We start from the raw sequence: 26,758 nt of genomic DNA on the forward strand, positions 1-26,758 counted from the left end.
CGCGCCAGGGCCAGGATGCTCGCCTGAAGGCTGCCATGCCAGAACCCTCTACCGCAACCGCTCCCACGGACATCACCCCACATGTGGTCAGCGAGCGGCTTGCCAGAAAAGCCTTCCGGAACACAAAGGAACGCGTGATCGAGGGCGTCCTCTTTCTTGCCGCCTCGGTTTCCGTTATTGCGACCGTGGGCATCGTGGGGGTCCTGGTCAGCGAGTCGGCGCATTTCTTCGGCAGCATTCCCGTCTGGCAATTTTTCACCGATACGCTGTGGACGCCGCTCTTCGCAGAACCCCGCTACGGCATCCTGCCGCTACTGCTGGGCACCTTGACCACATCACTGGTCGCGCTGGCCGTCGCCATTCCGCTTGGCACCGTGATTGCCATCTATCTCTCGGAGTTCGCCAATCCCTCGCTCCGGGAAGTCATCAAGCCGTTCCTTGAATTGCTTGGCGGCATCCCCACCATCGTCTACGGCTACTTCGCCCTTACGGTCATCACGCCGCTGCTGCAAGCGCTGATCCCTTCGCTGCCGGGCTTCAATATGCTTTCGGCCGGGCTCGTGATGGGCATCGCCATCATCCCCTACGTCAGTTCGCTGGCCGAAGACGCGATGCGGGCGGTGCCAATGAGCATCCGCGAAGGCTCCTATGCCATGGGCGGCACACGCTTCCAGACCTCGGTGCGAGTCGTCGTGCCTGCCGCGTTGTCCGGAATCCTGTCCGCCTACATCCTGGGGATCTCCCGTGCCGTGGGCGAAACCATGATCGTTGCGGTGGCCGCCGGCATGCAGCCAAATTTCACCATCAATCCCATGGAGCCTGCCCAGACCATCTCCGCTTACATCGTGCAGGTGGCGCTGGGCGACCTCCCGCATGGCTCCATCGGCTACCAATCCATCTTCGCCGCGGGGTTGACGCTGATGCTGATGACGCTGTTCTTCAACATTCTGGGGCACATCATTCGCCGCCGCTATCGCGAGGCCTATTGAAGGGTACTTCCATGCACCAGCCGCCACTCGACGCGATGCGCGTCATCATCAAGTCCAATAAGCGTTGGGACCTGTTCTTCGCCATTGCAGGCTTTATCGCCCTGCTTGTCGGCATCCTGACTTTCGTTGCGCTCTTCGTCCAGATGGCCTATACGGGCTGGGAACGTCTCACACCGGAGTTCTTCGCCAACTTTCCGTCGAGGCGGGCTGCGCAGGCCGGCATACTTTCCGCCTGGGTCGGCTCCTTGCTGGTGATGCTGGTGACGGCCATGGCAGCCGTTCCGTTGGGGATTGCCGCCGGCACCTACCTGGAAGAATACGCACCCAAGAACCTGGTCACCGACGTGATCGAGATCAACGTCACCAACCTGGCTGGCGTGCCCTCCATCGTCTATGGCCTGCTCGCACTTGGGATCTTCGTCTATGCCTTTGGCTTCGGCCAGAGCATCCTCTCCGCTGGCCTGACGCTCGCACTGCTCATTCTTCCGGTCGTTATCGTGGCCACACGCGAGGCGATTCGCGCCATCCCGCAGCATATTCGTGAAGGCGCGTACGGGCTGGGTGCCACCCGGTGGCAGGTAACCCGTGACCACATCGTCCCATACTCCATGCCCGGCATCATGACCGGCGTCATCATTGGCATGTCGCGCGCCATTGGCGAGACCGCCCCCATCATAACCATCGGCGCACTCACCTTTATCGCATTCCTGCCACCGTCGCCCTTCGAGCCAGGATTCCCCTGGATCAATCTTGATTGGCTCTGGTCAGGGTTCACCGTGATGCCGATCCAGATGTTCAACTGGACATCCCGCCCCGAGGAAGCCTTTCAGCAGAACGCCGCTGCAGCCGGGTTTATCCTGGTCCTGATGACACTTTCGATGAACGGACTTGCGATCTGGATTCGCTATCGCCTGAGGAGGGACATCAAGTGGTAAGCAACGCCATTCCCGTGTCAGACCAGGCCGGTTACGCCGCTCCGGCACGCAATGCCATCGCGCAAGAGCTGAAGGCGCATGCCCTGGATCCGACTCCCGTGAAGGCGGCTGCGATCAACTTCAGCTTCTACTATGGAACCTTCCAGGCGCTCAAGGACGTCAACCTGCCCATCCAGGAGAAGCGTGTCACTGCCCTGATCGGCCCCTCTGGCTGCGGCAAGTCGACCTTGTTGCGATCTTTCAATCGCATGCATGACCTCTACCCGGGCAACCGGTACGAGGGCGACATCCGCCTCTATCCCGACAACACCAATATCCTCGATCCCAGAGTCGATCCCATAGAAGTGCGCATGCGCATCGGCATGGTCTTCCAGAAGCCAAATCCCTTCCCCAAGTCGATCTACGAAAACGTTGCCTATGGGCTGCGCCTGCGGGGGGCGAAGAGTCGGTCCATGCTCGATGAACGCGTCGAGGTGGCCCTGCGGGATGCTGCTCTGTGGGCCGAGGTCAAGGACCGTCTTCAGGCCCAGGCTATGACCTTGTCCGGCGGACAGCAGCAGCGTCTTTGCATCGCACGATGCCTGGCCACCGACCCTGAGATCCTGCTGTTCGACGAGCCAACCTCGGCACTGGACCCGATTGCCACGGCCAGTATCGAAGAACTCATCAGCCAGCTGCGGGCACGCGTCACCATCCTGATCGTGACCCATAACATGCAGCAAGCGGCTCGGGTGTCCGACTACACCGCCTATATGTACATCGGCGAGCTGATCGAACATGGCCAGACCAACCAGATCTTCCTCAAGCCAACTCAGCAGGCCACGGAAGACTACATCACCGGACGTTTCGGCTGAACGGGGACGCCCCATGACCGAGAAACACTTGTCCAGCCAGTTCGATGCCGACCTCGCCGATATCTCCACGGAAGTCTTGCAGATGGGCGGGCTGATAGAGGCGCAGGTTCAGTCGGCAATCCGTGCATTGGAGACATTCGATGTGAGCCTTGCGGAGAACGTCATCGCGACGGAGGCGCGTGTCAACCGGCAGGAAGTCGAAATTGACGCGCATTGCAGCGACATCATCGCCCGGCGGCAGCCCACGGCTCGCGACCTGAGACTGCTGATGGCAATCTCGAAGACCATCACCAACCTGGAGCGTGCAGGAGACGAGGCCTACCACATCGCGACGCGCTCGAAGCACATCATCTGCGAAGTGTCGCGCCCGACCATCGACTTTTCCGAGTTCCGCGTCTCCACTGCACTCGCTGTCGAAATGCTCCGTAAGGCCCTGGATGCCTTTGCCAGGCTCGACGCCGCTGCCGCGGCAGAAATCGTGCAGGAAGATCGCGCCCTCGATGAAGAATTCCGCGGCTTCGTGCGCAAGCTCATGAGCTACATGATGGAGAACCCGAAGCTGATCTCCGTGTCGCTCGACTATCTCTTCATCGCCAAGGCGATCGAACGCATCGGCGACCACGCCACGAACATCGCTGAATTCACGATCTACATCGTCAAGGGCACCGATGTCCGGCACATCGGGCAGGAAGCAAGCAAAGATTGAGCAGCGCTCTGCGCTTGTTTCGTAGTGTCCTGTCCCGCAAATAAACTCGATATGAAATCGCCCAGTTGCCCGCCATGCGTCGTTGCTCGTCGTTGCCATAGCTACGGCTATGGCGCCTCCTCGCGCCTAGCCTGACGAGCACAAGCTATTTGCGGGACAGGACACTAGCCGAAGGTGAAGGCATAAGCCTGGGCACCGGGGTCCAGGAACCGGATCGTGAAAGTGCGCTCGCCTACGTCGCCCTCCTGGCGTACCAGCTGATAGAGCCGTGTCTGTGTGACCGCGCCATTGCCGGCTGCATCGGTGTCCGAGCCGTGGCTGTCGCCTGGGGGCTTGCCGTCGACCGTTACTACAAAACGCACTGCCCGGCCATCGGCTGCAGGCCCCAGCACAAGGTGCAGGTCGCGCGCGTGAAAGCGATAGGCGATTCCGCCGCCGGCGCGGTTGAGCGTTGCCTGCTCGGCGCCGACGGTCCAGCTGCCTGACAGGCCCCACTCGTTGAGGCGAAGCTTGCTGACTGTGTACGCGCGCGGTGCGTCCTGCCGGGTGCCCCCAGGAGAGGCGAAATTCTCCGCTTGCATGTAACCGACGTAGGTTTCGACGGAGCGAACGTTGTCAAGGTCCGGTGCCGCCTGTGCGCCACGCGCGTCGGGGGCGACCACATCGCGTGCCACCGACCGATTGCCGGCCTCCGCCAGCAGCGACTGGATGACGCGCTCGGAATTGGCGTAGTTGCCCTCGCCGAACTGGTGGTGGCGGATATTGCCGCGGGCGTCGACAAAGTAGGCGGCCGGCCAGTAGCTGTTCCTGAATGCGCGCCAGATGCGGTAGTCGTTATCGACTGCCACGGGGAAGCCAATGCGGAAATCTGCGATCGCGCGGCGGACGTTCGCCGGTGTCTTCTCGAAGGCGAACTCGGGCGTATGCACGCCGACTACCGTCAGGCCCCGATCATTGTACTTCTCCGCCCAGGCCCGGAGGTAGGGGAGGGTGCGAATGCAATTGATGCAAGAGTAGGTCCAGAAATAGACCAGTGTGACCTTGCCCTGCAGCTGGTCGCGCGACAGCGGCGGGGAGTTGATCCATTGCGTTGCACCACCGAGCGAAGGCAGGCGACCCTCCACGGGCAAGTGGCTCGGGACGAGCACGGGTGTTTCATTTGTGGCAAGCAGCACGCCACCGCGGTTGGCGTCATTCCTGGCTTGCGGCGCAAGCCGCTCCTTGCGCAGCGCATCGACCAGCGCCTGCTCGATCCGTGCCGGTCCGGCTGCGGACAAGCGTGCCAGCAGGCCGGTGTCGGCACCGAGTCCGATGACAAGTACCCCGCCCAGCACACCCGCACCCAGACATCGACGCAGCCATTCGCCAGCGCCCATTGACCGCTTCATTGCAGTGAGCACGTGGCCGACGATGCCGAGCGCGGCGGCTAGAGAGGTGGCTGCCCCGGCGGCATAGGCAGCCAGCGTCAGCGAAGTCGATAGGCTCGCGCCATTCAGGGCCGCACCTGTCAGCACAAGACCGAGGATAGGGCCGGCGCATGGGGCCCACAGCATGCCGGTGGCGACGCCAAGCAGCAGCGAGCTCCATGGAGAAGCCTGCGAGGACGAAGGCGCCGTGGTCGAGTTGCTGGCAGCCAGCCGGTTGCCGAGCGCCACCACAGGCCGCGCGAGGGTACTCGCCAGCTTCGGCAGGAGCAGGGACAGCCCGAAGACTGCCAGCAGGACCAGGGCGGCGAGGCGCCCGTACTCGTTGAAGCGCACGGCCCATGCGCCGCCCACCGACGCCAGCGTGGCTATGGCGGAAAAGGTCAGTGCCATGCCGGCCAGCATCGGCAGCTTGCCGCGCAGGAACGGCTGGCCGGTGCGGCTGAGGACAAAGGGCAGGACGGGCAGGATGCACGGGCTCAGGATGGTCAGTACACCCCCAAGGTAGGCGAGTATCAGCAGGGTCATGATCAGTGTCCTTTCCTAAAGACTTGGCCTGCCTTCGATCAGGCACCGCTGCGGTCCGCCAGCAGCTTGCGGATGGCTGCTTCGGTTTCGGCGTAGCCTCCCTCTCCGAAGTGCTGGTAGACGATCCGGCCGTTGGCATCAATCAGGTACTTGGCCGGCCAGTACTGGTTGCGGAATGCCGACCACGTGGCATACGCATTGTCCTGTGCAACCGGATAACGGATATCGAAGCGCTTGAGCGCTGCCTGCACGTTGTCGGTCGATTTTTCGAATGGGTACTCTGGCGTGTGCACACCCACGACGACCAGCCCCTGGTCCTTGTACTTCTCGTGCCACTGCTTTACGTACGGCAAGGTGTTGATGCAGTTGATGCACGAATAGGTCCAGAAGTCGACCAGCACGACCTTGCCGCGCAATGCGTCCATCGACAACGGCGGCGAGTTCAGCCATTGGTTGATGCCCGCGAACTCGGGCGCGCCGCCCTGGTCCCCGACGCTGGGGCGGAGGGCGTTGGCGCCCGTGCCGATGAAATAGATCGCGGCGATGCCGGCCGCAACCATTGCGGTGCGAAGAAGCGTGCGCATGATTCGTGCTCGTGGAAATTGGAAGGGATGTCAGGAACCGGGAAGGAGGCGCCTGCGACGGCCGTCGCAGGCGCAGACAACCCGGCTCAAGCTGCGCGCGCAAGTCGCGCTTGCAGCACGTTGCTGATACCGGCGCCGATCGCGCCGAGCACACCGGCAGCGGCCAGCGCCCCTAGCAACATCAGCGACGGTGGCTGGCTCGCAGCAAAGAAACTGATCAGGCCAAGGAAATAGGCAAGCGGATTGTTGATCCGGGGCAGCGCGCGCAGGCTGAGCACGAGTACCACGTCGCCGAACACCGCGAGCGGTGTAGCCAGGTCACCGAAGCGCGGCGTCAGCCATCCAATCAGCAGTCCGGTCGCAGCACCGAAGACAATGCCGAGCAGGAATGCCGCAAGGTTCGCTGCGCCTTCGCGCGCCGTCTGCGAGCCTGTGTTGAATGCGACCCAGCCCAGGAACATGGCCCAGGCGGGTAGCGCTGCGGTGAGCGTCAGGAAAGTCGTAACGGCAGCCACCACGGCCCCGATCAGGGTAATGCCATGGAACGTGCCTGGCGGGATATTCAGTGCCGCAGCCTGCACCGAAATGCCAATCTTCGGCATGGGAGCCTCCTTCTGGAAGATGACCTGCCCGGTTGCCTCAGGCAGGTCACGGTGTGCGTCAGACCAGGTTGGTTTCGACGTGGATGTTGCCGTGCAGGGCCTTCGAGTACGGGCAGGTCCGGTGCGCGGTATCCACCAGTGCCTGGGCCACTTCACGTTCGATGCCGGGGATGTGGACATTGAGCCGGGCCTGCAGCAAATAGGCCTCGCCAGCCATGCCCAGGTCAATCTCGGCGTCGACCGAAAGCTCGGCCGGCAGCTTCACTTTCATCTTGCCGGCGGCCAGCCCGATCGCGCCGATAAAGCACGCCGACCATCCCGTGGCGAGCAATTGCTCCGGGTTCGTGCCCGGGCCTTTGGTGCCCGGCGAGGACAGCTGAAGGTTCAGCCGGCCGTCATCGCTATGGGCTTCGCCGTCGCGTCCGCCTGCGGTGATGTGGACTTTGCCGGTGTACAGCACGTTTTCGATACGGGTCATGATGCGTTCCTTGGTCATTCAGAAAGTTGGGGTTTAGGCGTAGGCGCCGTCAAGATAGGGATCGACACTGCGCGCTGGGTCCGCTGAAACGCCGGTGCGGTCCAAACCGGACAGGGTGCGCGCGCCGTCGTAGTACGGGTCAACGTTGCGCGCACCGTCCGTGAACGGGTCGGCTGCACGCGCGCCATCGCTGTACGGGCTGCGTGCCTCTTGCACGGAGCGGGCCCCGTCGGTGAAGGGGTCGCGTGCGCCCGCCTGGGACAGTGCGGCGGCCTGCGCACCGGCAGCCGCGGCAACCAGGGCGATGGCGAAGACAAAACGCTTGGCGATGTGGGTAGTCATGATCGTTTTCCTTAAGGGTTTGGGTTCGGTATTGCGCGGCAGGGACTGGCTTCGTTGATGTTCGCCGCCGGGCCACGGAATGCATTTAAGGCGATCGATGTATCAGGCCCGTAGCGCATAAGGGGTGTCTCTGTCGGAACACGTATCGTTGCGGCTCCGTGATACTGACGGGTACAAATTCATGCGCGAACGGGTTGGGGAGCCGCATCGGCAGGGGACTCGGACAGGCCTATGCGCCACATTCGGAGCCTCTGCGTTCACCTAGGGTTTCTCCCGAAAATCCTCCATACCCCCTTGTTTTGATTGTGATTTCGGTCGAGCGGCAGCCGTTGCAAGTCGTGGCGGTGACCAACTTCGACCTTGACCATCCGTCGAAACCGCCGATAATGCAAACGTTTGCAAAGGAGACGAAAGATGGAAACTTCCAGCGAGTGGCAGGCGCCACAAGGCGAGCGTCTGGCGCTGATCGAGGACGAACACTCGGTGACAGGCGTGGTCCAGGCGGCCATGGCCAATACCACCAATCCACGCCTGCGCTTCGTCATGGATTCGCTGGTGCGGCACCTCCACGGGTTCCTGTCCGAGGTGCGGCTGTCCGACGAGGAATTCGAGCTTGCCCTGGGGTATATCGCCAGTCTCGGCCATGCGACCAATGCCAAACACAACGAGGTTGTCCTGGCTGCCGACGTGCTGGGGCTGTCGACGCTGGTGACGGTCATGAACAACAGCACCAGGGACGGGCGCACGCCCGGCGCGTTGCTTGGCCCGTTCTATCGCGCCAACGCGCCGCGTTATGACTGCGGTGACTGCGTGGTGCAGGACGACGCGCCTGGCTTGCCGCTGCTGGTCAGCGGCACCGTGCGGGCGACCGATGGCACGCCGCTGCCAGGCGCGCTGGTCGAGATCTGGCAGGCGTCGCCGGTGGGGCTGTATGACAACCAGGATCCGACCCAGCCCGACCGCAACCTGCGCGGCTGCTTCCATACCGATGAAAGCGGCGGCTATCACTTTCGCACGGTGCGGCCTGCAGGGTATCCGGTGCCGACCCACGGCCCGGTAGGCACCTTGCTGGCCGAGCAGCAGCGCCATCCGTACCGGCCGGCGCATATCCATTTCATCGTCGCTGCGCCGGGCTACCGGACGCTCGTCACCCAGGTGTTTGCCGACGCGCCGGACAAGCTGGAATCCGATGTCACGTTCGGCGTGCATCGGCAGCTGGTTGGCGATCTCCGGCTGCACCACCAAGGCCCCAGCCCGTGGGGCGATGTGCCGGCGCCGTTCTACACGCTGGCGTTCGATTTCACGCTGGAGCCCGGCGAGCAGACCTTCCCGAAGCCGCCGATCGACTGATGGCCCGACCGACTTACCCTGACCCATTCCCAAAAGACCATGAGTGCTACTTCTCTTTCCGGCAAGGTGGCCGTGATCCTCGGCGGCACCGGTGCTATCGGCTTTGCCGCCGGTGAAACGCTGGCGCGCCTTGGCGCGAGCGTCGTGCTGACCGGGCGCGACGCCGACAAGGCGGCCAGTGCCGCGGCGGCCTTGCCGGCCGGCAATCATCTTGCCGCCGTGGCCGAGGTTGCCGACAGCGCCTCGCTGCGCGCGCTGGCCGACGAGGTCAGCCATCACTACGGCCGCGTCGATATCCTGGTGAACACCGCAGGCTTTACGCGGGCGATCTCGCACGCCGACCTCGACGCCCTGGACGATGCGCTGATCGATGAACTGTTTGCCATCAACTGGCGCGGGCAGTTTGCCGCGATCCGTGCGTTCGCGCCGCACCTGCGCGCCAATGGCGACGGGCTGGTGGTCAATGTCGGGTCCATCGCCGGCCGCACCGGGCAGGGCAGCAACGTTGCGTACTGCGCTGCCAAGGCCGGGCTCGATGTCATGGCGATGTCGCTCGGGCGCGCGCTGGCGCCGCAAATCCGCGTGCTGAACGTTTCACCGGGCGTGGTCGATACCGCCTTCGTGCCGGGACGCGACAGCGGTTTCAACGAGCGCGCCGCCAAGTCGACGCCGCTCAAGCGCGTCGGCCAGGCACAGGACGTGGCCGATGCCATCGCGGCCTGCGCGACGTCGCTGCGCTTTGCCACTGGCACCACCATCGTTGTGGACGGCGGCCGCCAGCTCGGATAGGCCAGGCCCCGCTTGTTTACCCAACCGCATTTCCATCACCGACCTTCGCTCATGCACGCACGCAAGACCATCATCACCTGCGCGGTGACCGGCAATATCGTCACCCCGGAGCAGCACCCCGGCTTGCCGGTCACGCCGGCCCAGATTGCCGACGCCGCGCTGGAAGCCGCCGAGGCCGGCGCAGCCGCCGCCCACATCCACGTGCGCGACCCCGAAACGGGGCGCCCGTCGATGTCGCTCGACTACTACGCCGATGTCATCGACCGCATCCGCAAACGCAACCGCTCGCTGATCATCAACCTCACCACCGGGCCCGGTGGCCGCTTCGTGCCGAGCGAGGACGAGCCGCGCGTGGCCGCGCCGGGCACCACGCTGCTGCATCCCGCCAAGCGCGTCGAACACATCGCGGCGCTGCGCCCGGACGTCTGCTCGCTCGACCTGAACACCATGAACTCCGGTGGCGACGTGGTCATCAACACGCCCACCAACGTACGCAAGATGGCCAGCGTTATCCGCGCGGCCGGCGTCATGCCCGAGCTGGAGATCTTCGATTCCGGCGACCTCAACATGGCGCTCGACTTCATCCGTGAAGGCGTGCTGGACGGCCCCGGCCTCTGGACCCTGGTGCTGGGCGTGAAGTACGGCTTTGCGCCCACGCCGGAAACCATCTTCTACGCGCGCAACATGCTGCCCGCCGGCGCCCACTGGTCGGCCTTCGGCATCGGCCGCGCGGAGTTCCCGATCGTGGCCCAGGCATGGCTCGCAGGCGGACACGTGCGCGTCGGCATGGAAGACAACATCTATCTGGAGAAGGGCGTGTTGGCGCCAAGCAACGCGGCGCTGGTGGCCAAGGCGCGCGACATCGTCAGGTCGCTCGGCGGCGAGATTGCCTCGTCGGCCGAGGCCCGGCGCACGCTTGGCCTGCGCGAGGCCTGATCCCCGCCATACAGAACTAAACATTTCAGGAAGGAATCACCATGAACACCATTCGAGTCAGCGAGAAAGCCGCCAATATCGATGCCCTGCAACTGGAGCTGCTCGGCGTGCCGCGCCCGGAAGCGGCGCAGGGTCAGGTCATCATCGAAGTGGCCAGCGCCGGGGTCAACCCGAGCGACGTGAAGGCAACGCTCGGCCTGATGCCGCATGCGGTCTGGCCGCGCACGCCAGGCCGCGACTACGCAGGCCTGGTGGTCGACGGACCCTCCGAGCTGCTGGGCCAGCAGGTCTGGGGCAGCGGCGGCGAGCTCGGCATCCGCCGCGATGGCACCCATGGCAAGTACCTGCGCATCCAGGCCAGCGCGGTGCGCGCCAAGCCGGCATCGGTGTCGCTGCTGGAAGCCGGCGCCGTGGGTGTGCCGTTCATCACCGCCTATGAAGGGCTGCGCCGCGCGGGCATGCCGCAGGCTGGCAGCACCGTGCTGGTGTGTGGCGGCAATGGCAAGGTGGGGCAGGCAACGATTCAGATCGCCACCGCGCTCGGCGCGCGCGTTTTTGCGGTGGAGCGCACCGCGGAGGCGTATCGCGGCCATGCCAGCGGCGACGTGCGCATGATCGATGCCAGCAGCGAATCCATTGCCGCCGTGGTGCGCGAAGAGACCGACGGACACGGTGCGGACATCGTCTACAACACAGTGGGAAGCCCCTACTTCGAACAAGCCAACCAGGCCATGGCGATCGGCGCGGCGCAGATCTTCATCTCGACCATCGAGAAACCGGTGCCGTTCGACATCTTCGCCTTCTATCGTGGCCAGCACACCTATGTGGGCGTCGACACCCTGGCACTGGACAGCGACGCCTGCGCGGGCATCCTTGACCAGCTGGCGCCGATGTTTGCCTCGGGGGCGCTGCGGCCGTTCCCGGTCCTTTCCGACTACACCTATGCGCTCGCCAACGCCAAGGAAGCCTACCGTGCGGTCCTGCAAGGCGCGGCCGAGCGCGTGGTGCTCAAGCCGTGAACACAACCCGGTTCGCACAGGCGCCGGCCTACTTTCCGGCCAACCACGAAGGCATGCACTGCCTGCGCCTGCAAGGGCATGAAGCGGGACCGTCCGAAGCCTTGTGGATGGGGGTCTCGGTGCTGTTGCCGGGCGGCCATACGTCGATGGATGCCTCGCCGGTGGAAAAGCACTACATCGTGCTGGAAGGCGAAGTCTGCATCGCCACCCCCGACGAGCGCGTGACGCTGGGCCAGTTCGATTCCGTGCGCCTGGCGCCGGGCGAGGCGCGGCAGGTGTCGAACCCGGGCAATCGGCCGGCGATGCTGCTGCTGGCGATGCCGTATCCCAAGAGCTGATGTTTTCGGGCCGGACTGCAAACGATTGCAAAAGAGCGGAGCGGACGGCCCGCCCACAACAACCACGACAAACCAAGGGGAGACAAATGAAATTCATCAGAATGCGCAGCCATCTGCTCATGGCGGCCATGGCCGCAGCCTGTGGCGGCGAGGCCTGCGCGCAGTCAGCCGTGACCCTGTACGGGCGCATCAATACGGCACTGGAGTATTCCTATGCCAACACCGCGACCGACGGCACCCGCCTTGGCGGCGTGGGGCGCCTGACCAACAACCGCTCGGTCTTCGGCATGCGCGGCGAAGAAGGCCTGGGCGGCAGCCTGAAAGCCATCTGGCAGATCGAAAGCAATTTCTCGCTCGATACCGGCCAGGGCCAGGTGGCCGGGCGCAATACGCGGGTGGGGCTGCAGGGAGATGCCGGCACGCTGTTCCTGGGGCATTGGCAGACCCCATACACCGAATCGACAACGGCCTACGATCCGTACTATCCGACCACCGCCGGCTATATGGCGCTGATCGGCAACGGCTCCACGTCCAGCTCCGACAACGTCCAGGACACCAGCTCTTTCGACCGCCGGCAGAAGAACATCATCGTCTACAAGTCGCCGTCGTTCGCCGGCTTCAGCGGCGCCGCGGCGTGGGGCGTGAACGAGGAGAAGACCACCGTACCGCGCAATCCCGGCTTGTATTCGTTCTCGGCCGCCTACGACAACGGCCCGCTCAACGTGGTGCTGGCCTATGAAGTCCACCAGCACTACCAGACCGCCGGCCGCAACGATGACGCGATGAAGGCGGGCGTCTCGTACAAGTTCCCCACCACCACCGTGGCGCTGCTCTATGAACGGCTCCACTACCGCACCGCGACCGGCGACCTGACCCGCAACGGGTACTACGCGTCGCTGGTGCAGAAGCTCGGGCCGGGCAGCGTGCGCGTCGGTTTTGGCCTTGCCAGCAATGGCGCGGGCAATGCGACCGAAACGGTGGGCTTCTTCCGCAGCGGGGCGGAAACGGGCGCCACGCAGATCACGGTCGGCTACGACTATCCGCTGTCCAAGCGCACCGCGCTGTATGCGTACTACAGCCGCATCAACAACAAGCGCAATGCGATCTACGACTTTGCCATCAACGAGCTTGGCGTGAGCGCGGGTGCAGACCCGCAGACGGTCGCGCTCGGCATGCGGCATTTCTTCTGAAGCAGGACGGCATGCCCGGCATGGGCGCGCCGTATTCAACGGCGATGCGCGGTGCCCGCGCTCGCTTCTGAAGTGAGGAGACACAGAATGATTCGATCCATCCAAGGCACCGTGCTGGCGCTGGCGTCATCGCTCATGCTGGCGGCCGCACCCGCCGCCCACGCGCAACCGCAATATCCCAGCAAGCCGATCCGGCTGGTGGTGCCGTTCTCGGCGGGCAGCGCCACCGACATCCTGGCGCGCATCATCGGCAGCAAGATGGGCGAGGGCGGCACCTACCAGGTGATCGTCGACAACCGCCCCGGCGCCGGCGGCACCCTGGGCGCCACCGGCGTGGCCAAGGCGGCGCCGGACGGCTACACGCTGATCCTGGTTTCGGTCGGGCACGCCATCAACGCCACGCTGTATCCCAAGCTTTCGTATGACACGGTGAAGGACTTCGCGCCGATCTCGCTGGTGGCCACGGTTCCCAATGTGCTGGTGGTCAATGCCGGCAGCAAATACAAATCGGTGCGGGACGTCGTCAACGCCGCCAAGGCGACGCCAGGCGCGCTGAATTTCGACTCGGCGGGTTCCGGCAGCTCCACCCATCTGAGCGGCGAGATGTTCAAGATGCAGGCCGGCATCGACATCGTCCATATCCCGTACAAGGGCACGGGCGAAGCGTTGACCGATGTCATGGCTGGCCGGGGCGACATGATGTTTGCGCCCAGCGTGTCGGCCATGCCGTTCGTCAAACAGGGCAAGCTGCGGGCGCTGGCGGTCACCACGGCCAGGCGCGCCAGCGCGCTGCCGGATATTCCCACGGTGGCTGAGTCCGGCTTCCCCGGCTACGCATTCGACTCCTGGTTCGGCGTGCTGGCGCCCGCCGGCACCCCCAAGGAAGTCGTCGATGCGCTCAATGCCGAGATCGGCAAGGCCTTGGCCGCGCCGGATGTGCGCGAGCGCCTGGCCGCCCAGGGCGCGGAGCCAAAGCGCTCGTCGCCGCAGGAGTTTGCCGCCTATATCCAGGCGGAGATCGGCAAGCTGGCGCCGGTGGTCAGGCAATCCGGCGTGAAAGCGGGGCAGTAGCGGCAGCCCGCAGGCGCGCGGCGACGGCGCGGGGGTGGCTTAGAATGGCGTATTCCAATTCTCCCCGGGCTGCCGCCCCGCCAACTGCCGTCATGCCCGAGCGCAAGCGCCTCACCCTGAAAGACCTGGCTGCCGAGATCGACGTGCATTACTCGACCATCTCGCGAGTGATGAACCCGGCCACGCGGCACCTGGTGGCTGAGGACGTGGCGGCCCGCATCCTGGAGGTTGCCGAGGCCCGCGGCTTCCGCCCCAACCGCATCGCGGCGGGGCTGCGCACCCAGCGTTCCGGACTGGTGGGCGTGGTGCTGCCCGATATTTCCAACCCGGTGTTTCCGCCTATCCTGGCCGGAATCGAATCGGTGCTGGCGCAGCAGGGCTACGTGCCGATCGTGGTCAATGCCGGTACCGACAAGAGCCGGCAGCGCTTTGTCATCGACCAGATGATCGGCCGGCAAGTCGAAGGACTGGTGCTTGCCACCGCGGAACGGGACGATCCGATACTCGCCTACTGCCTCAAGCAGCATATCCCCGTGGTCACGGTCAACCGGGGCGAAGACACGGGCCGGGTGTCCTGCGTGGTGAGCGACAACCTGCTGGCGATGCGGCAGACGGTCGACCACCTGGTCGGCCTGGGCCACCGCCGCATTGGGCATATTGCCGGGCCAGCCACGCTGTCGACCGGCTTCCTGCGTCGCGAGGGCTTCCTTCAGGCAGTAAAGCGCCACCGCCTGCGCCGCGGGGAATGGCAAGTCATGGAAGCCGCCAGCTATTCGCGTGAAGCCGGCCGGCTCGCTTGCGAGCAACTCTTCGCGGCATTCCCGCAGGTGACCGCCATCGCCGCCGGCAATGACCTGGTGGCGATGGGCTGCTACGACTTCCTGCGCGAGCGCGGCATGCGTTGCCCCGAGGACGTCTCGGTGGTGGGCCACAACGACATGCCTTTCGCCGACGCCCTGACGCCGCCGCTGACCACCGTGCGCATTGCCGTCCATGAAATGGGCGAGGAAGCAGCCCGGCTCCTGCTCAGGAAGATCGACAAGCCAGCCTCCGATGCCGTCACCGTGCAACTGACGCCGAAACTGATCGTGCGGGGTTCCACGGCTGCGCCGCGCGCAGCGGAATAGCCGAGGTCAATGCCCTGCTATCAGGCGTGGGCGCCGTCCAGGTAGGGATCGAAGCTGCGCGCCGGATCGGCGGACGGACCCGTGCGGTCCCACCCGGCCAGGATGCGTTCACCCTTGTCGTACGGGTCGACATTGCGCGCGCCCTCGGAGTACGGGTCGCGTGCGTCCTGCACGGCGCGGGCGCCGTCGGTGAACGCGTTGCGTGCGTCCTGCACGGAACGTGCGCCTTCGCTGAACGGATCGCGCGCGCCGGGACCGGCGGCCTGGGCGCCGGCGGCGGCAGCTGCCAGGGCGAGGGCGAGAACAATGCGCTTGGTGAGATCGGTAATCATGGTCGGTTTCCTTGAGGTCTGGGTTGAACTGCGCGGCCGGGGATCGTCTTGTTGACGCATGCCGTCGGTCCACGAGATGCATTAAAGGAAACCGGTGTATCTGCGCTATAGCGTGGAGACCCTGTTTCTGTCAGGGCACGTATCGATTCCTGCGCTTGATACATAGCGGTACAAAAGGACCATGGGAGGCGCCTGCTGGCGTAGGTGGCAGGGAGGAGGCGCGCGGCGGCCGGAGCGCTTTCCGGATACCGCGCGCCCGGGGGAAGGTGGTGTAAGGGCCGCGCGCGTCCGCGAGCCGTCAGTTACCGGGCAACGCCGTACCGGGCAGCGGGCTGGTCACGCGAAAGATTGGGGCCGAGCGCGGCGCGTGCTGCCTCGAACGTGTTCCAGTCAGCCACTTCGGGCAACGACGGCACGGTAATCACCTCGCCCTGGTCCAGCCCTGCCAGGGCCGCGTCGACCAGGTCGTCGCCGCTCATGACAATCGATTGCGGCAGGTTCTCGACCGGCTGGCCGGCGGTGTCCCAGAACTCGGTGCGGGTGGCCCCCGGCAGGACCGCCTGGATGCGCACGCCCTTGCCCGCAAGCTCATGCTGCAGCGACTGGGTAAAGGCCAGCACATACGCCTTGGAGGCGCCGTAGACACCGTTCAGGACCTCGGGCGCGACCGCCACGATCGAGGCGATATTGATGATCGTGCCCTCGCCGCGTGCGACGAAGGCCGGGGCGGCGGCGTAGGTGAGCCGGGTCAGGGCCGTGACGTTGAGCTCGATCATTGCCTGCATCGTATCGACATCCGAATCCAGCAGCGGTGCCGCGCCGCCGAAGCCGGCGTTGTTGACCAGCGTCGTGATGCTCGCATCCGTGCGCAGGATCTCTTCGATGCGTCGTACATCGGCTGCCTGGCCAAGATCCGCGGTCACGATCTCGACCGAGCGGCCGGTATCGTCGGTAATCCGGCGGGCCAGTGCTTCCAGCCGCGCACGGTTGCGCGCCACCAGGATCAGGTCGTGGCCCCTGCGCGCCAGGCGCTCCGCATAGATGGCGCCGATGCCGGAAGAGGCACCGGTGATGAGGGCGGTGCCGGAATGGTTGTGCGTGGTCATGTGAAAGCTCCAGATTCAGTGAGGGAGGGAGTATTCGTGGCGGTCGGCCCGGATCGGCCGGCTGCGTGTAACGAAGATTAGGAGCACAATGGCGGTGGCACCAATGTCATAGATGCCACCTTTTCTGCCATGCGCGCAGAATGCCTTTCACTGCCCCGAGGAGTTCGACATGCATCACGTGGCCCTTGCCCTCTATCCAGGCTTCCAGGTGCTGAACCTTGCGGTCTCGACAGTGCTGGAGTTCGCCAACCGCGCGCTTGGAGAGCCGCTGTACAAGGTCCACCTGCTGTCCGAGCATGGCGGCCCCGTGTTGAGTTCCGGTGGCTTTTCCGTCAGCACCGAGCCGTTCGGCAGGCGCCGCTTCGATACCGTGCTGGTGGTGGGAGACAACGAAGTGCTGCCCACGGCGCCAGCCCTGGTGAAGTTCCTGCAACGTGCGGCGCGGACTTCGCGGCGCATCGGCGCCACCTGCACCGGTGCCTTCAACCTGGCCGAGGCCGGGCTGCTGGATGGCCGCCGCGCCACCACGCACTGGTACTACGCGGAGCAGTTGCGGCGGCGCTTCCCGAAAGTCGGCGTGGAAGAGGACCGCATCTTCATCATCGATGGCCCGGTCTGGACCTCGGCCGGGATGTCGGCCTGCATCGACCTGGCGCTGGCGCTGGTGGAGAAGGATGCGGGCGCCGCGCTTGCGCGCGATGTGGCGAAGTCACTGGTCGTGTATCACCGGCGCGCCGGCGGGCAGTCGCAGTTCTCGGCACTGCTGGACCTGGAACCGCGCTCGGACCGCATTCGTGCCGCGCTCGATTTCGCAAGGCAGAACCTGCAACAGGAACTTTCGGTGGAACAACTGGCGGATGCGGCGCACCTGAGCCCGCGGCAGTTCGCGCGCGCATTTCGTGACGAGACCGGGCAGACCCCCGCCAAGGCCGTGGAGCACCTGCGCGTGGAGGCAGCCAGGCTGATGATGGAAAGCGGCCGCCATGCCATCGATGTGGTGGCGCGGGATACCGGCTTCGGCGACCGCGAGCGCATGCGGCGTGCGTTCCTGCGGGCGTTCGGCCAACCCCCGCAAGCGATCCGGCGCATGGCGCGCGGCGACGAATTGCAGACTGCGTAGGGGCGGCCGTGCTGGTGCTGCAAGCCAGCCGGGCATCCGACTTGTTACCCTAGGTACCAATTCCTGTTCGCCGCCATGCCTTTATCCCAGGCCGGCGCGCACATAGAGTGAGTCGCGTGACCTTCACCTGATTGGAGCCAGTATGTCTGTGCAAGAACGACTCGCAGCGCGCGGCCTGGTGCTGCCGCAGCCCCCGCAGCCCCTCGGCAGCTATACCGCGGTCAGCCAGGCCGGCGACCTGCTGTTCATCTCCGGGCAGTTGCCCTTGCAGGATGGCAAGGTGGTCTGGCAAGGCCAGGTCGGCAAGGACCTGGATGTCGGGCAGGGCAAGCGTGCCGCCGAGCTGGCGGCGCTCAACGTGCTGGCGCAGATCGATGCCTATCTGGGTGGCTTCGAGCGCCTGGACCACATCGTCCGCGTCGACGGGCACATTTCCAGCGCGCCCGGCTGGTTCGGGCAGCCGGCGGTCCTCGACGGGGCCTCCGACCTGTTTGGCGAGGTGCTGGCAGAGAAGGCCGGCCACGCGCGAAGCATTTCCTCGCACTTCCAGCAGCCGGCGAATGCGGCCGTGATCCTCGTGGTCATTGCCCAGATCCGGCGCATGAGCGCGGCGTGAGCCGTTACGCCGAGAATTTCTCGACCAGGAAGTCGACGAACGCCCGTACCCGGCGCGAGACGTGGCGCGCGGACGGGTATAGCAGCACAAAGGGGCGCGTACTGCCGCCGTAGTCCTTCAACACCTCCACCAGCGTGCCGTCGCGCAGGTCCTGTTCCACCACGAAGTGGTAGGTCTGGAACAGGCCCGCGCCGGCGCGCACCAGCGTGGCCCCGCCCAGGATGTCTTCTGACGCCGCATACGAGCCGGTGGTCACGACATCCGTGTCCTCGCCGTTGACCTGGAACGTCCATGGGATCCGCCGGCCGCTGCTCGGGCGCTCGAACTGGATGCACTCATGCCTGAGCAGGTCCTCCAATGACTGCGGCGTGCCGGCACGCCGCAGATAGCCAGGCGTTGCCACCACCACCAGCTCAGCGTCTTCCAGCTTGCGCGCGATCAGGTTCGAGTCGTCCGGCGCACGCCCGCGCACCGACAGGTCATAGGTGTCATCGGCGAAGTCCACGTTGCGGTTGCTGATGTGCACGTCGATCTCGACTTCCGGGTAGCGCTCGCGGAATGCCGGCAGCACCGGCAGCACGCGATAGTGCGCGTAAGGGGTCGGCAGGCTGATCCGCAAGCGCCCCGCGGGGGCAGCCTGCTGGCCGCTGATCTGCCGCTCCGCGTCCACCAGCTGCGCCAGTGCGCCGCGGCTCTGCTCGAAATACACCCGGCCTTCGTCGGTCAGGCGGATCTGCCGCGTGGTCCGCACGAACAGCCGCACCCCCAGGCGCTCTTCCAGCCTTTGCACAGTGCGGCTGACCGCGGGCGGTGTCACGCCGGCGGCCACTGCCGCCGCGGTGAAGCTGCCCAGCTCCGCGGCCAGGCAGAACAGCTCGATGCTGCCAAGCTGAAGGTCATCGAATTGCCGTTTCATTGCTTTGCTTGCGACCGCAGGCCGCACCGGATCAAGCGATGTATCCATCATATGTGCGCGACTGGCAGAAGTCGATGTCCGGGCCGTGGCCAGCGCCGAAGTGACCGCGAGGCTGCGCGCGCCAGGCGCGCCGGAGGATTCGTCCCGCTCTATTTGTGCTTGCGGCGCAAGACTGATTGTGCCGCCAGGGTCTTCGAATGCGAAGGGGAAATGCCTAGATTGGAACCCATCGGAGCCGCCGGCCCGATCGGCAAGCAAGCCGATTCAATCTACATCGAGGTTCAAGAAAATGAGCGCAGCACAGAAAGTCGTTGTCATCACGGGCGCATCGCAAGGCATTGGCGCTGAACTGGTCAAGGCGTTCCGGGAACGCGGCCATCGCGTCGTCGCCACGGCGCGCACCATCAAGCCGTCGGACGACCAGGACATCCTGGCAGTCGCCGGCGACATCGCCGATCCGTCCACGGCGCGCCGCGTCATCGCCGAGGCCGTGGCAAGGTTCGGCCGCATCGACACCCTGGTCAACAACGCCGGCATTTTCGTCGCCAAGCCGTTCACCAGCTATACCGACGAGGACTACGCGGCCGTCACCGGCATCAACCTGACGGGCTTCTTCCATATCACGCAGCTGGCCATCGCCGAAATGGAGAAGCACCGCAGCGGCCACGTGGTCAGCATCACGACCAGCCTGGTCGACCATGCGATCAGCGGGGTGCCGTCGGTGCTGGCCTCGCTGACCAAGGGTGGCCTGAACGCCGCGACCAAGTCGCTGGCCATCGAGTACGCCAGGACCGGCATCCGCGCGAATGCTGTCTCGCCCGGCATCATCAAGTCGCCGATGCATCCGCCCGAAACCCATGCGGGGCTGGGCGCCCTGCACCCGGTGGGTCATATGGGCGAGATGCGCGATATCGTCGATGCTGTCCTGTATCTCGACAACGCGCCGTTTGTCACCGGCGAGATCCTGCATGTAGACGGCGGCCAGAGCGCAGGGCATTGAGCGGACACCCCCGCGGCGCACGCCGGCGCACCGCGGGTGGTTCCCGACGGCGCGATGGGGGAATACCCGTCGCGCCGTATTGCGTTAATCTTTCGGTGCCCGGCGCCGCGCCTGGCGGTTTTCAATCAATCTGCCAAGGTGACGCCGATGGACGCACACACCGACCACATCCTGATCGTGGATGACGACCGCGAAATCCGTGAACTGGTCTCAACCTACCTCACCAAGAACGGCTTGCGCGTTACCGTGGTGCCTGACGGGCGGCACATGCGCTCGTTCCTGGATGTCAACAGCGTCGACCTGATCGTGCTCGATGTGATGATGCCGGGCGACGATGGCCTGGTGCTGTGCCGTGAACTGCGGGCAGGCAAGCACAAGGCCACCCCGGTGCTGATGCTGACCGCGCGCAGCGACGAGACCGACCGCATCGTCGGCCTGGAAATGGGCGCCGACGACTATCTTGCCAAGCCTTTCGCCGCACGCGAGCTGCTGGCCCGCATCAAGGCGGTGCTGCGGCGCACCCGGATGCTCCCGCCCAACCTGCAGATCACCGAGGCCGGGCAGCTGCTTGCATTTGGCGACTGGCAGCTGGACACCACGGCGCGCCACCTGATTGACCAGGATGGCGTCATCGTCGCGCTGAGCGGCGCGGAATACCGGCTGCTGCGCGTCTTTGTCGACCATCCGCAGCGCGTGCTTAACCGCGACCAGCTGCTCAGCCTGACGCAGGGCCGCGAAGCGGAAATGTTCGAGCGCTCGATCGACCTGCTGGTCAGCCGCTTGCGCCAGCACCTCAGGGACGATGCGCGCGAGCCCCGCTACATCAAGACCGTGCGCAGCGAGGGCTATGTCTTCTCGACGCCCGTGGAGATCCGGGAGGCACGGCAGTGAATCTCCGTGCCATGCCCTGGCCCCGTACGATGGGCTCGCGGCTGTTCCTGATCCTGCTGGCCGGGCTTATCGTCGCCCACGGCCTGTCGTTCGGCGTACTGTTTGCCGAGCGCTACATCACCGCGCGCAAGGTCATGCTCGGCACCCTGGAGACCGACGTCTCCACCTCGATCGCCATCCTGGACCGGCTGCCCGCGGCGGAGCGCCCGCAGTGGCTGCGCCACGTGAATCGCGGCGCCTACCAGTACATCCTGGGGCCGGGCCTGCCAGGCGTGCCAGAGATGTCCGCGCAGGCCACGGAAGTTGCCGATCGGATCATGGAGGCGAGCGGCGGCCGCTTCCCGGTCAGGGTCGAGTCCATCCCCGGCCAGGGCAAGCGCATGCAGGCCCACCTGACCCTCAGCGATGGCAGCCCGCTGACCATCGACGTGCATCCGAAGCCGACGCCGGTCGCGCAATGGCTGCCTTATGTGCTGCTGATCCAGCTGCTGCTGCTGGTCCTGTGCTGCTGGCTTGCCGTGCGCCTGGCGATCCGCCCGCTGGTGGCGCTGGCCAACGCCGCCGACGCGCTCGACCCGAATGCCAGGACCCAGCCGCTGGGCGAGACCGGGCCCACCGAACTGGTACGCGCCGCACGCGCATTCAATGCCATGCGCGAGCGCATTGCCCGCTTTGTCGAGGAGCGCGTGCAGATCCTGGCCGCGATCTCCCACGACCTGCAGACGCCGATCACGCGGATGAAGCTGCGCGCCGAGATGACGGAAGACTCTGAAGACAAGCGCAAGCTGGTGCAGGACCTTACCGAGATCGAGACGCTGGTGAAGGAGGGGCTGGCCTACGCGCGCGCTATGCATGGCGATGGCGAGACGCCGTCGCGGATCGACATCGGGTCGTTCGTCGAGAGCCTGGTCTACGACTACCAGGACACCGGCAAGGCCGTCACCATCCTGCAGCGTGCCAGCGGCGCCATCGAGACGCGCCCGCACGCCTTGCGCCGCATCCTGACCAACCTGACCGACAACGCGCTCAAGTTCGGCGGGGCGGCGCAGCTGAGCGTGCAGCGCGAGGATGGCGGCGCGGTGACCATCAGCGTGCTGGACCGCGGGCCCGGCATCCCGGCGGAGCAGCTCGAGGCCGTGCTGCAGCCGTTTGTCCGGCTTGAGGCATCGCGCAACCGGGAAACCGGCGGCACCGGCCTTGGCCTGGCGATTGCCCACCAGCTTGCGCTGGCGATCGGCGGCTCGCTGACGCTGCGCAATCGCGAGGGCGGTGGCCTGGAGGCGCGGCTCAGGGTGGGTTGAGCCGCCGCCCGCCACATTACCAGCCGCCCCCCAGCGCACGGAACGTTGCCACTGCCGCGCGCGCATTGTCGGCGCCCACACGTGCCTGCTGGTCGCGCGCGGCCAGCAGCAGGCGGTCTTCCTCCAGCACTTCGAACAGGCTGACCGCGCCGCCCTTGTAGGCGTCCTCGGCGGCGCCGCGCGAGCGCGCGTGGGCAGCCACTTCCACGGTCAGCTCCTTGCCCTGCAACTCCAGCTGGGTCAGCGTAATGATCGCGTTCTCCACGTCCTCGGTGGCGCGCAGCATGGCCTTGCGGTAGGTGGCCAGGGCTTCGGCGTTGGCGCCCTTGGCCTGCGCCACTTCGGCGTCGACCCGGCCGAAGTCGAACAGCCGCCAGCGCAGTCCCGCGATCGCGGCGGGCTGGAAGGCGGACCCGGTGAACAGCTTGCCGGCGGAGAGGCTCTCGAAGCCGAGCAGCGCTGACAGCGACAGCTTCGGGTAGTACTCGGCAGTGGCCACGCCGATGCGGGCACTGGATGCCGCCAGCCGGCGCTCCGCGGCAATCACGTCCGGGCGGCGTTGCAGCAGGTTGGCCGGACCTTGCGCCACGGCGATCTGCGGCACGGCGGTGCGTTCGGTCGGCGTCAGGAGTTCGGCGGCATAGGTGCCTGGATGCGCGCCCATCAGTACATCGAGGCGGTTCAGTTGTGTCTCCAGCTCGATCTGCAGCGGCGGGATGGTCACGCGGGTCTGTGCCAGCTGTGAACTAACTTTCAAATTGATAGCAACCCCATTTTCGGAGGAAGCCAGTCATGCAGAGAAAGCCGCTTGCTGAAACCCCGTGCCCCGTCGCTCGCACGCTGGCCCGCGTCGCCGACAGCTGGAGCGTCCTGATCCTGCGCGAAGCGTTCTACGGTGTGACGCGCTTTGACGAGTTCCAGCACAACCTGGGCATCGCGCCCAACATGCTGACCCACCGCCTGAACTCGCTGGTGGAGGAGGGCATGCTGGTGCGGCGCCCGTACTGCGACCGCCCGCCGCACTCGGAGTACGTCCTGACCGAGCGCGGCAACGACTTCCGCCCGGTCTTGCTGGCCATGCTGGCCTGGGGCAACAAGCATCTCGCGCCCGAAGGCGAAAGCGTGCAGCTGGCCAACCGGCTTACCGGCGAGCGTGTCGAGCCGGTACTGGTCGATGCCGCCAGCGGCCGCCCTGTCACCGACCCCGATTTCCACATCGCCCCCGGCCCGGCGGCTACCGACGGCCTGCGGCGACGGCTGAACCGCTCGGCCGAGGCCTGACCCGAACTCTCCCGAACCCTCCACCTATTCCGCCTCGCAGGCGGGGTAAGCCTTGAAAGCAGAAAGGAAGTGCCATGAGCAGTAATACGCTGACTGATAGGGCGGGTACCGAACCCGTTCCCGCTTCGAAATCCAAGGCCAGCCCCAGGCGGCTGCTGGCGACCGGCGCGCTGGTTGTCGCCGGACTGGCCGCGATCGGCTACGGCTACCACTGGTGGACAACGGCTCGCCACCTGCAGAGTACCGATGACGCCTATGTCGGCGGCGATGTCACGGTGATCGGCGCCAAGGTCGGTGGCTACATCGCGGAAGTCACGGTGACGGACAACCAGACGGTCCACGCGGGCGACGTGCTGGTGCGTATCGACGACCGCGACTACCGCGCCGCACTGGCCAAGGCGGAAGGCGCCGTGGCCGCGCAACAGGCACTGCTGGCAAACCTGGATGCCACCGCGCGCCTGCAGGAGGCGGTCATCGCCCAGGCCAGGGCTGGCATCTCGGCTACTAATGCAGACACCGTACGGGCGCGCGACGACCAGGTGCGCTACGCCAGCCTGGTGGCGAAGGCGGCTGTCTCCATCCAGAGCTCGCAGAAGGCTGACTCGGACTACAAGCAGGCCCAGGCCAATGGCGAGAAGGCGCGTGCCTCGCTGCTGGCCGCGCAGCGCCAGCTGGACGTGATCGGCACGCAGAAGCAGCAGGCGCAGGCGTCATTGGCGCAGGCGATTGCCGAGCGCGACATCGCCAAGCTGAACCTTGGCTATACGGAACTGCGCGCGCCCGTGGACGGCACCGTGGGCAACCGGCGCGCGCGTGTCGGCGCCTTTGCCGGTGCCGGCAGCCAGCTGCTGTCCATCGTGCCGGCCAGCGGGCTGTGGGTCGACGCCAACTTCAAGGAAGGGCAACTGGCGCGCATGCGCCCGGGCATGCCGGTCGAGATTGAAGCCGATGTTGTGCCGGGGCGGGTCTTCCATGGCCACGTGGTCAGCCTGGCGCCCGCCACCGGTGCGCAGTTCAGCGTGCTGCCGCCGGAGAATGCCACCGGCAACTTCACCAAGATCGTCCAGCGCGTGCCGGTGCGGATCCGCCTGGACGAGCAGGACGCCCGGCTTGGCGTCCTGCGCCCGGGCCTGTCGGTGATCGCCCAGGTCAACACGCAGCCAGGCAAGCAGGTGCAGTGATGACCACGGCCACCCAGACCACCGCTGCGTCCGCCGTGGCGGCGATGCCGGACGAGATGTCCACCGCCGCCAAGGTGTTCGCCTTCAGCACGATGTGCGTGGGCATGTTCATCGCCTTGCTGGATATCCAGATCGTATCCGCCTCGTTGCGCGATATCGGCGGCGCGCTCTCGGCCGGCGCCGATGAAACCGTCTGGGTGCAGACCAGCTACCTGATCGCCGAGATCATCGTCATTCCCTTGTCCGGCTGGCTGTCGCGCGTGATGTCGACGCGCTGGCTGTTCGCCGCCTCCGCGGCGGGCTTCACGGTGGCCAGCCTGCTGTGCGGGGTGGCGTGGGACATCAACAGCATGATCGTGTTCCGGGCGCTGCAGGGTTTCCTGGGCGGCTCGATGATCCCGATGGTGTTCACCACGGCCTTTGCCTTCTTCGTCGGCCCCCAGCGCGTCATCGCCGCCGCCACGGTGGGCGGGCTGGCCTCGCTGGCGCCGACGCTGGGGCCCACCATCGGCGGCTGGATCACCGATCACTATTCCTGGCACTGGCTGTTCTTCATCAACCTGGTGCCGGGCATCTTCGTCACCATCGCCGTGCCGCTGCTGGTCAAGGTCGACCGGCCCAACTGGTCGCTGGTGCGCGGTGCCGATTACCTGGGCATGGTGCTGATGGCGCTGTTCCTGGGTTGCCTCGAATACACGCTGGAGGAAGGGCCGCGCTGGGACTGGTTCGGCGACGACGTGATCCTGGCCACCGCCTGGATCTCCGGCTTGTCGGGCGTGGCGTTCATCTGGCGCACGCTGACCTATGCCAACCCGCTGGTGGACCTGCGCGCGCTCAAGGACCGCAACTTCGCGCTTGGCTGCTTCTTCTCCTTTGTCACCGGCATCGGCATCTTTGCCACCATCTACCTGACGCCGCTGTTCCTGGGGCGCGTGCGCGGCTTCAGCGCGCTGGATATCGGGCTGGCGGTGTTTTCGACGGGCGTGTTCCAGATGGCGTCGATCCCGCTCTATGCCTTCCTGGCCAACCGGGTCGACCTGCGCTGGCTGATGATGATCGGCCTGGGGCTGTTCGCGGTGTCGATGTGGTACTTCGCGCCCATCACGCACGACTGGGGCGCGGCGCAATTGCTGCTGCCGCAGGCGCTGCGCGGCATGGCCCAGCAGTTCGCGGTGGCGCCCACGGTGACGCTGACCCTGGGCAGCCTGCCGCCGGAGCGGCTCAAGCTTGCGTCCGGGCTGTTCAACCTGATGCGCAACCTGGGCGGGGCCATCGGCATCGCGGCCTGCGCGACCGCGCTCAACAACCGCGGCAACATGCACTTCCTGCGCGAGGCAGAGCACCTGAACATCGGCAATGAAGCCATGGGCAGCCTGTTGCAAGGGATCAGCGACCAGTTCGTCGCGGTCGGGCACGATGCGCTCGATGCGCAGACCGCGGCGCTCAGGCAACTGTGGGGGCTGGCCTGGCGCGAGGCGCAGACCCAGACCTTTGGCGACATCTTCCTGCTGATCCTGGTCTGCTTCGCGATCGCCACCGCCATGGTGCCGCTGATGCGCAAGGTTGGGGCGCCGAAGGGCCCGTCGGCAGATGCGCATTGATGAGGGCAAGACCATGCAAATCAATCTGTTCAAGCGGTTCCTGTCTGTCGCGCTGATCGCGGGGAGTGCCACGGTGGCGTATGCGGGTGAGCGCCCGCGCGACACCGGTGTAGCGTGCGCTCGTGCAGCCAATGCTTATTGCAATCTTCCA

28 protein-coding genes and 1 pseudogene are annotated in these 26,758 nt (G+C 65.8%); 20 read left to right on the forward strand and 9 right to left on the reverse strand.

Annotated features, from left to right (window positions below; all coding sequences use genetic code 11):
* Window positions 1-35 precede the first annotated feature (35 nt).
* The 4 genes from pstC to phoU all read left to right on the forward strand — a co-directional run bounded on the left by pstC (window position 36) and on the right by phoU (window position 3,484).
* Window positions 36-989 carry a phosphate ABC transporter permease subunit PstC gene (gene pstC / locus CF68_RS11565; protein ID WP_084187195.1) on the forward strand — a complete coding sequence of 318 codons (954 nt, stop codon included), beginning with the start codon at window positions 36-38 and terminating at the stop codon, window positions 987-989.
* A gap of 11 nt (window positions 990-1,000) precedes the next feature.
* Window positions 1,001-1,924, forward strand: coding sequence for a phosphate ABC transporter permease PstA (gene pstA, locus CF68_RS11570; protein WP_035818688.1), 924 nt, complete (start codon window positions 1,001-1,003; stop codon window positions 1,922-1,924).
* 68 nt (window positions 1,925-1,992) lie between these two features.
* Complete coding sequence (gene pstB, locus CF68_RS11575) at window positions 1,993-2,778, forward strand: phosphate ABC transporter ATP-binding protein PstB (protein WP_035818950.1); 786 nt, start codon at window positions 1,993-1,995, stop codon at window positions 2,776-2,778.
* A 13-nt stretch (window positions 2,779-2,791) separates the two neighbouring features.
* A complete protein-coding gene (gene phoU / locus CF68_RS11580; RefSeq protein ID WP_035818691.1) occupies window positions 2,792-3,484 on the forward strand; it encodes a phosphate signaling complex protein PhoU in 693 nt (230 codons plus the stop codon).
* 164 nt (window positions 3,485-3,648) lie between these two features.
* Here the strand turns inward: phoU and CF68_RS11585 are convergent, their stop codons facing one another.
* From CF68_RS11585 to CF68_RS11605, 5 genes are all read right to left on the reverse strand, one after another.
* Window positions 3,649-5,436: a cytochrome c biogenesis protein DipZ gene (locus CF68_RS11585; protein ID WP_035818694.1), complete on the reverse strand. Its 1,788-nt coding sequence runs from the start codon at window positions 5,434-5,436 to the stop codon at window positions 3,649-3,651.
* A 38-nt stretch (window positions 5,437-5,474) separates the two neighbouring features.
* On the reverse strand, window positions 5,475-6,020 hold the full coding sequence (locus CF68_RS11590; RefSeq protein WP_035818697.1) for a thioredoxin family protein: 546 nt from the start codon (window positions 6,018-6,020) through the stop codon (window positions 5,475-5,477).
* Window positions 6,021-6,106: 86 nt separating this feature from the next.
* The gene (locus tag CF68_RS11595; protein ID WP_051591497.1) at window positions 6,107-6,622 is read right to left on the reverse strand and encodes a DUF1097 domain-containing protein; all 516 of its coding nucleotides are present in this window, start codon (window positions 6,620-6,622) and stop codon (window positions 6,107-6,109) included.
* Between the two features lie 58 nt (window positions 6,623-6,680).
* Window positions 6,681-7,100: an organic hydroperoxide resistance protein gene (locus CF68_RS11600; RefSeq protein WP_035818955.1), complete on the reverse strand. Its 420-nt coding sequence runs from the start codon at window positions 7,098-7,100 to the stop codon at window positions 6,681-6,683.
* A gap of 33 nt (window positions 7,101-7,133) precedes the next feature.
* The gene (locus CF68_RS11605; RefSeq protein ID WP_035818700.1) at window positions 7,134-7,442 is read right to left on the reverse strand and encodes a hypothetical protein; all 309 of its coding nucleotides are present in this window, start codon (window positions 7,440-7,442) and stop codon (window positions 7,134-7,136) included.
* Between the two features lie 414 nt (window positions 7,443-7,856).
* On the opposite strand from CF68_RS11605, the gene CF68_RS11610 reads away from it, so the two are divergent.
* From CF68_RS11610 to CF68_RS11645, 8 genes are all read left to right on the forward strand, one after another.
* The gene (locus CF68_RS11610; RefSeq protein WP_035818703.1) at window positions 7,857-8,792 is read left to right on the forward strand and encodes a dioxygenase; all 936 of its coding nucleotides are present in this window, start codon (window positions 7,857-7,859) and stop codon (window positions 8,790-8,792) included.
* Between the two features lie 39 nt (window positions 8,793-8,831).
* Complete coding sequence (locus CF68_RS11615) at window positions 8,832-9,581, forward strand: SDR family NAD(P)-dependent oxidoreductase (protein ID WP_035818706.1); 750 nt, start codon at window positions 8,832-8,834, stop codon at window positions 9,579-9,581.
* Between the two features lie 51 nt (window positions 9,582-9,632).
* Entirely contained in the window at window positions 9,633-10,517 is an 885-nt protein-coding gene (locus CF68_RS11620; RefSeq protein WP_035818708.1) for a 3-keto-5-aminohexanoate cleavage protein, read from the forward strand.
* Window positions 10,518-10,558: 41 nt separating this feature from the next.
* Window positions 10,559-11,536, forward strand: a complete 978-nt coding sequence (locus CF68_RS11625) for a zinc-binding alcohol dehydrogenase family protein (protein ID WP_035818710.1) — start codon at window positions 10,559-10,561, stop codon at window positions 11,534-11,536.
* Window positions 11,533-11,874 (forward strand): cupin domain-containing protein, encoded by a 342-nt coding sequence (locus CF68_RS11630; protein WP_035818712.1) that lies wholly within the window; start codon window positions 11,533-11,535, stop codon window positions 11,872-11,874. The genes CF68_RS11625 and CF68_RS11630 overlap by 4 nt, the downstream gene beginning before the upstream one ends.
* Before the next feature lie 86 nt (window positions 11,875-11,960).
* Complete coding sequence (locus CF68_RS11635; protein WP_035818714.1) at window positions 11,961-13,064, forward strand: porin; 1,104 nt, start codon at window positions 11,961-11,963, stop codon at window positions 13,062-13,064.
* An 87-nt stretch (window positions 13,065-13,151) separates the two neighbouring features.
* Window positions 13,152-14,135, forward strand: coding sequence for a tripartite tricarboxylate transporter substrate binding protein (locus CF68_RS11640; RefSeq protein ID WP_035818716.1), 984 nt, complete (start codon window positions 13,152-13,154; stop codon window positions 14,133-14,135).
* A 92-nt stretch (window positions 14,136-14,227) separates the two neighbouring features.
* Entirely contained in the window at window positions 14,228-15,262 is a 1,035-nt protein-coding gene (locus tag CF68_RS11645; protein ID WP_235205742.1) for a LacI family DNA-binding transcriptional regulator, read from the forward strand.
* Between the two features lie 20 nt (window positions 15,263-15,282).
* Here CF68_RS11645 and CF68_RS11650 read toward each other — a convergent pair whose 3' ends face one another.
* Both CF68_RS11650 and CF68_RS11655 read right to left on the reverse strand, forming a co-directional pair.
* Window positions 15,283-15,594, reverse strand: coding sequence for a hypothetical protein (locus tag CF68_RS11650; RefSeq protein ID WP_035818722.1), 312 nt, complete (start codon window positions 15,592-15,594; stop codon window positions 15,283-15,285).
* A 302-nt stretch (window positions 15,595-15,896) separates the two neighbouring features.
* Window positions 15,897-16,700 (reverse strand): SDR family oxidoreductase, encoded by an 804-nt coding sequence (locus CF68_RS11655; RefSeq protein WP_035818724.1) that lies wholly within the window; start codon window positions 16,698-16,700, stop codon window positions 15,897-15,899.
* 169 nt (window positions 16,701-16,869) lie between these two features.
* Here CF68_RS11655 and CF68_RS11660 point away from each other — a divergent pair, with 169 nt between their 5' ends.
* Window positions 16,870-17,820 (forward strand): GlxA family transcriptional regulator, encoded by a 951-nt coding sequence (locus tag CF68_RS11660; protein WP_035818727.1) that lies wholly within the window; start codon window positions 16,870-16,872, stop codon window positions 17,818-17,820.
* 142 nt (window positions 17,821-17,962) lie between these two features.
* Window positions 17,963-18,436 carry a RidA family protein gene (locus tag CF68_RS11665; RefSeq protein ID WP_035818730.1) on the forward strand — a complete coding sequence of 158 codons (474 nt, stop codon included), beginning with the start codon at window positions 17,963-17,965 and terminating at the stop codon, window positions 18,434-18,436.
* Between the two features lie 4 nt (window positions 18,437-18,440).
* On the opposite strand, the gene CF68_RS11670 is transcribed toward CF68_RS11665, so the two are convergent.
* The gene (locus tag CF68_RS11670; protein ID WP_035818732.1) at window positions 18,441-19,352 is read right to left on the reverse strand and encodes a LysR family transcriptional regulator; all 912 of its coding nucleotides are present in this window, start codon (window positions 19,350-19,352) and stop codon (window positions 18,441-18,443) included.
* Between the two features lie 289 nt (window positions 19,353-19,641).
* Here CF68_RS11670 and CF68_RS11675 point away from each other — a divergent pair, with 289 nt between their 5' ends.
* The 3 genes from CF68_RS11675 to CF68_RS11685 all read left to right on the forward strand — a co-directional run bounded on the left by CF68_RS11675 (window position 19,642) and on the right by CF68_RS11685 (window position 22,544).
* Window positions 19,642-20,352 carry an SDR family NAD(P)-dependent oxidoreductase gene (locus CF68_RS11675; protein WP_035818734.1) on the forward strand — a complete coding sequence of 237 codons (711 nt, stop codon included), beginning with the start codon at window positions 19,642-19,644 and terminating at the stop codon, window positions 20,350-20,352.
* 147 nt (window positions 20,353-20,499) lie between these two features.
* Window positions 20,500-21,243, forward strand: coding sequence for a response regulator (locus CF68_RS11680; RefSeq protein WP_013953371.1), 744 nt, complete (start codon window positions 20,500-20,502; stop codon window positions 21,241-21,243).
* Window positions 21,244-21,254: 11 nt separating this feature from the next.
* Window positions 21,255-22,544, forward strand: coding sequence for a HAMP domain-containing sensor histidine kinase (locus tag CF68_RS11685; protein ID WP_035818738.1), 1,290 nt, complete (start codon window positions 21,255-21,257; stop codon window positions 22,542-22,544).
* 16 nt (window positions 22,545-22,560) lie between these two features.
* Here the strand turns inward: CF68_RS11685 and CF68_RS11690 are convergent.
* Window positions 22,561-23,289, reverse strand: a pseudogene (locus CF68_RS11690) (TolC family protein); the annotation flags it as partial.
* Between the two features lie 47 nt (window positions 23,290-23,336).
* Between CF68_RS11690 and CF68_RS11695 the strand changes: the two are divergent.
* The 3 genes from CF68_RS11695 to CF68_RS11705 all read left to right on the forward strand — a co-directional run bounded on the left by CF68_RS11695 (window position 23,337) and on the right by CF68_RS11705 (window position 26,607).
* A complete protein-coding gene (locus CF68_RS11695) occupies window positions 23,337-23,825 on the forward strand; it encodes a helix-turn-helix domain-containing protein (RefSeq protein WP_035818741.1) in 489 nt (162 codons plus the stop codon).
* Window positions 23,826-23,899: 74 nt separating this feature from the next.
* Entirely contained in the window at window positions 23,900-25,006 is a 1,107-nt protein-coding gene (locus CF68_RS11700; protein ID WP_035818744.1) for an HlyD family secretion protein, read from the forward strand.
* Complete coding sequence (locus tag CF68_RS11705; RefSeq protein WP_035818749.1) at window positions 25,006-26,607, forward strand: DHA2 family efflux MFS transporter permease subunit; 1,602 nt, start codon at window positions 25,006-25,008, stop codon at window positions 26,605-26,607. The genes CF68_RS11700 and CF68_RS11705 overlap by 1 nt, the downstream gene beginning before the upstream one ends.
* The last annotated feature ends 151 nt before the right edge of the window (window positions 26,608-26,758 follow it).

Origin of the sequence: Cupriavidus sp. SK-4, from assembly GCF_000611125.1 — a bacterium.
In the GTDB taxonomy this organism is placed as follows: Bacteria; Pseudomonadota; Gammaproteobacteria; order Burkholderiales; family Burkholderiaceae; genus Cupriavidus; species Cupriavidus necator.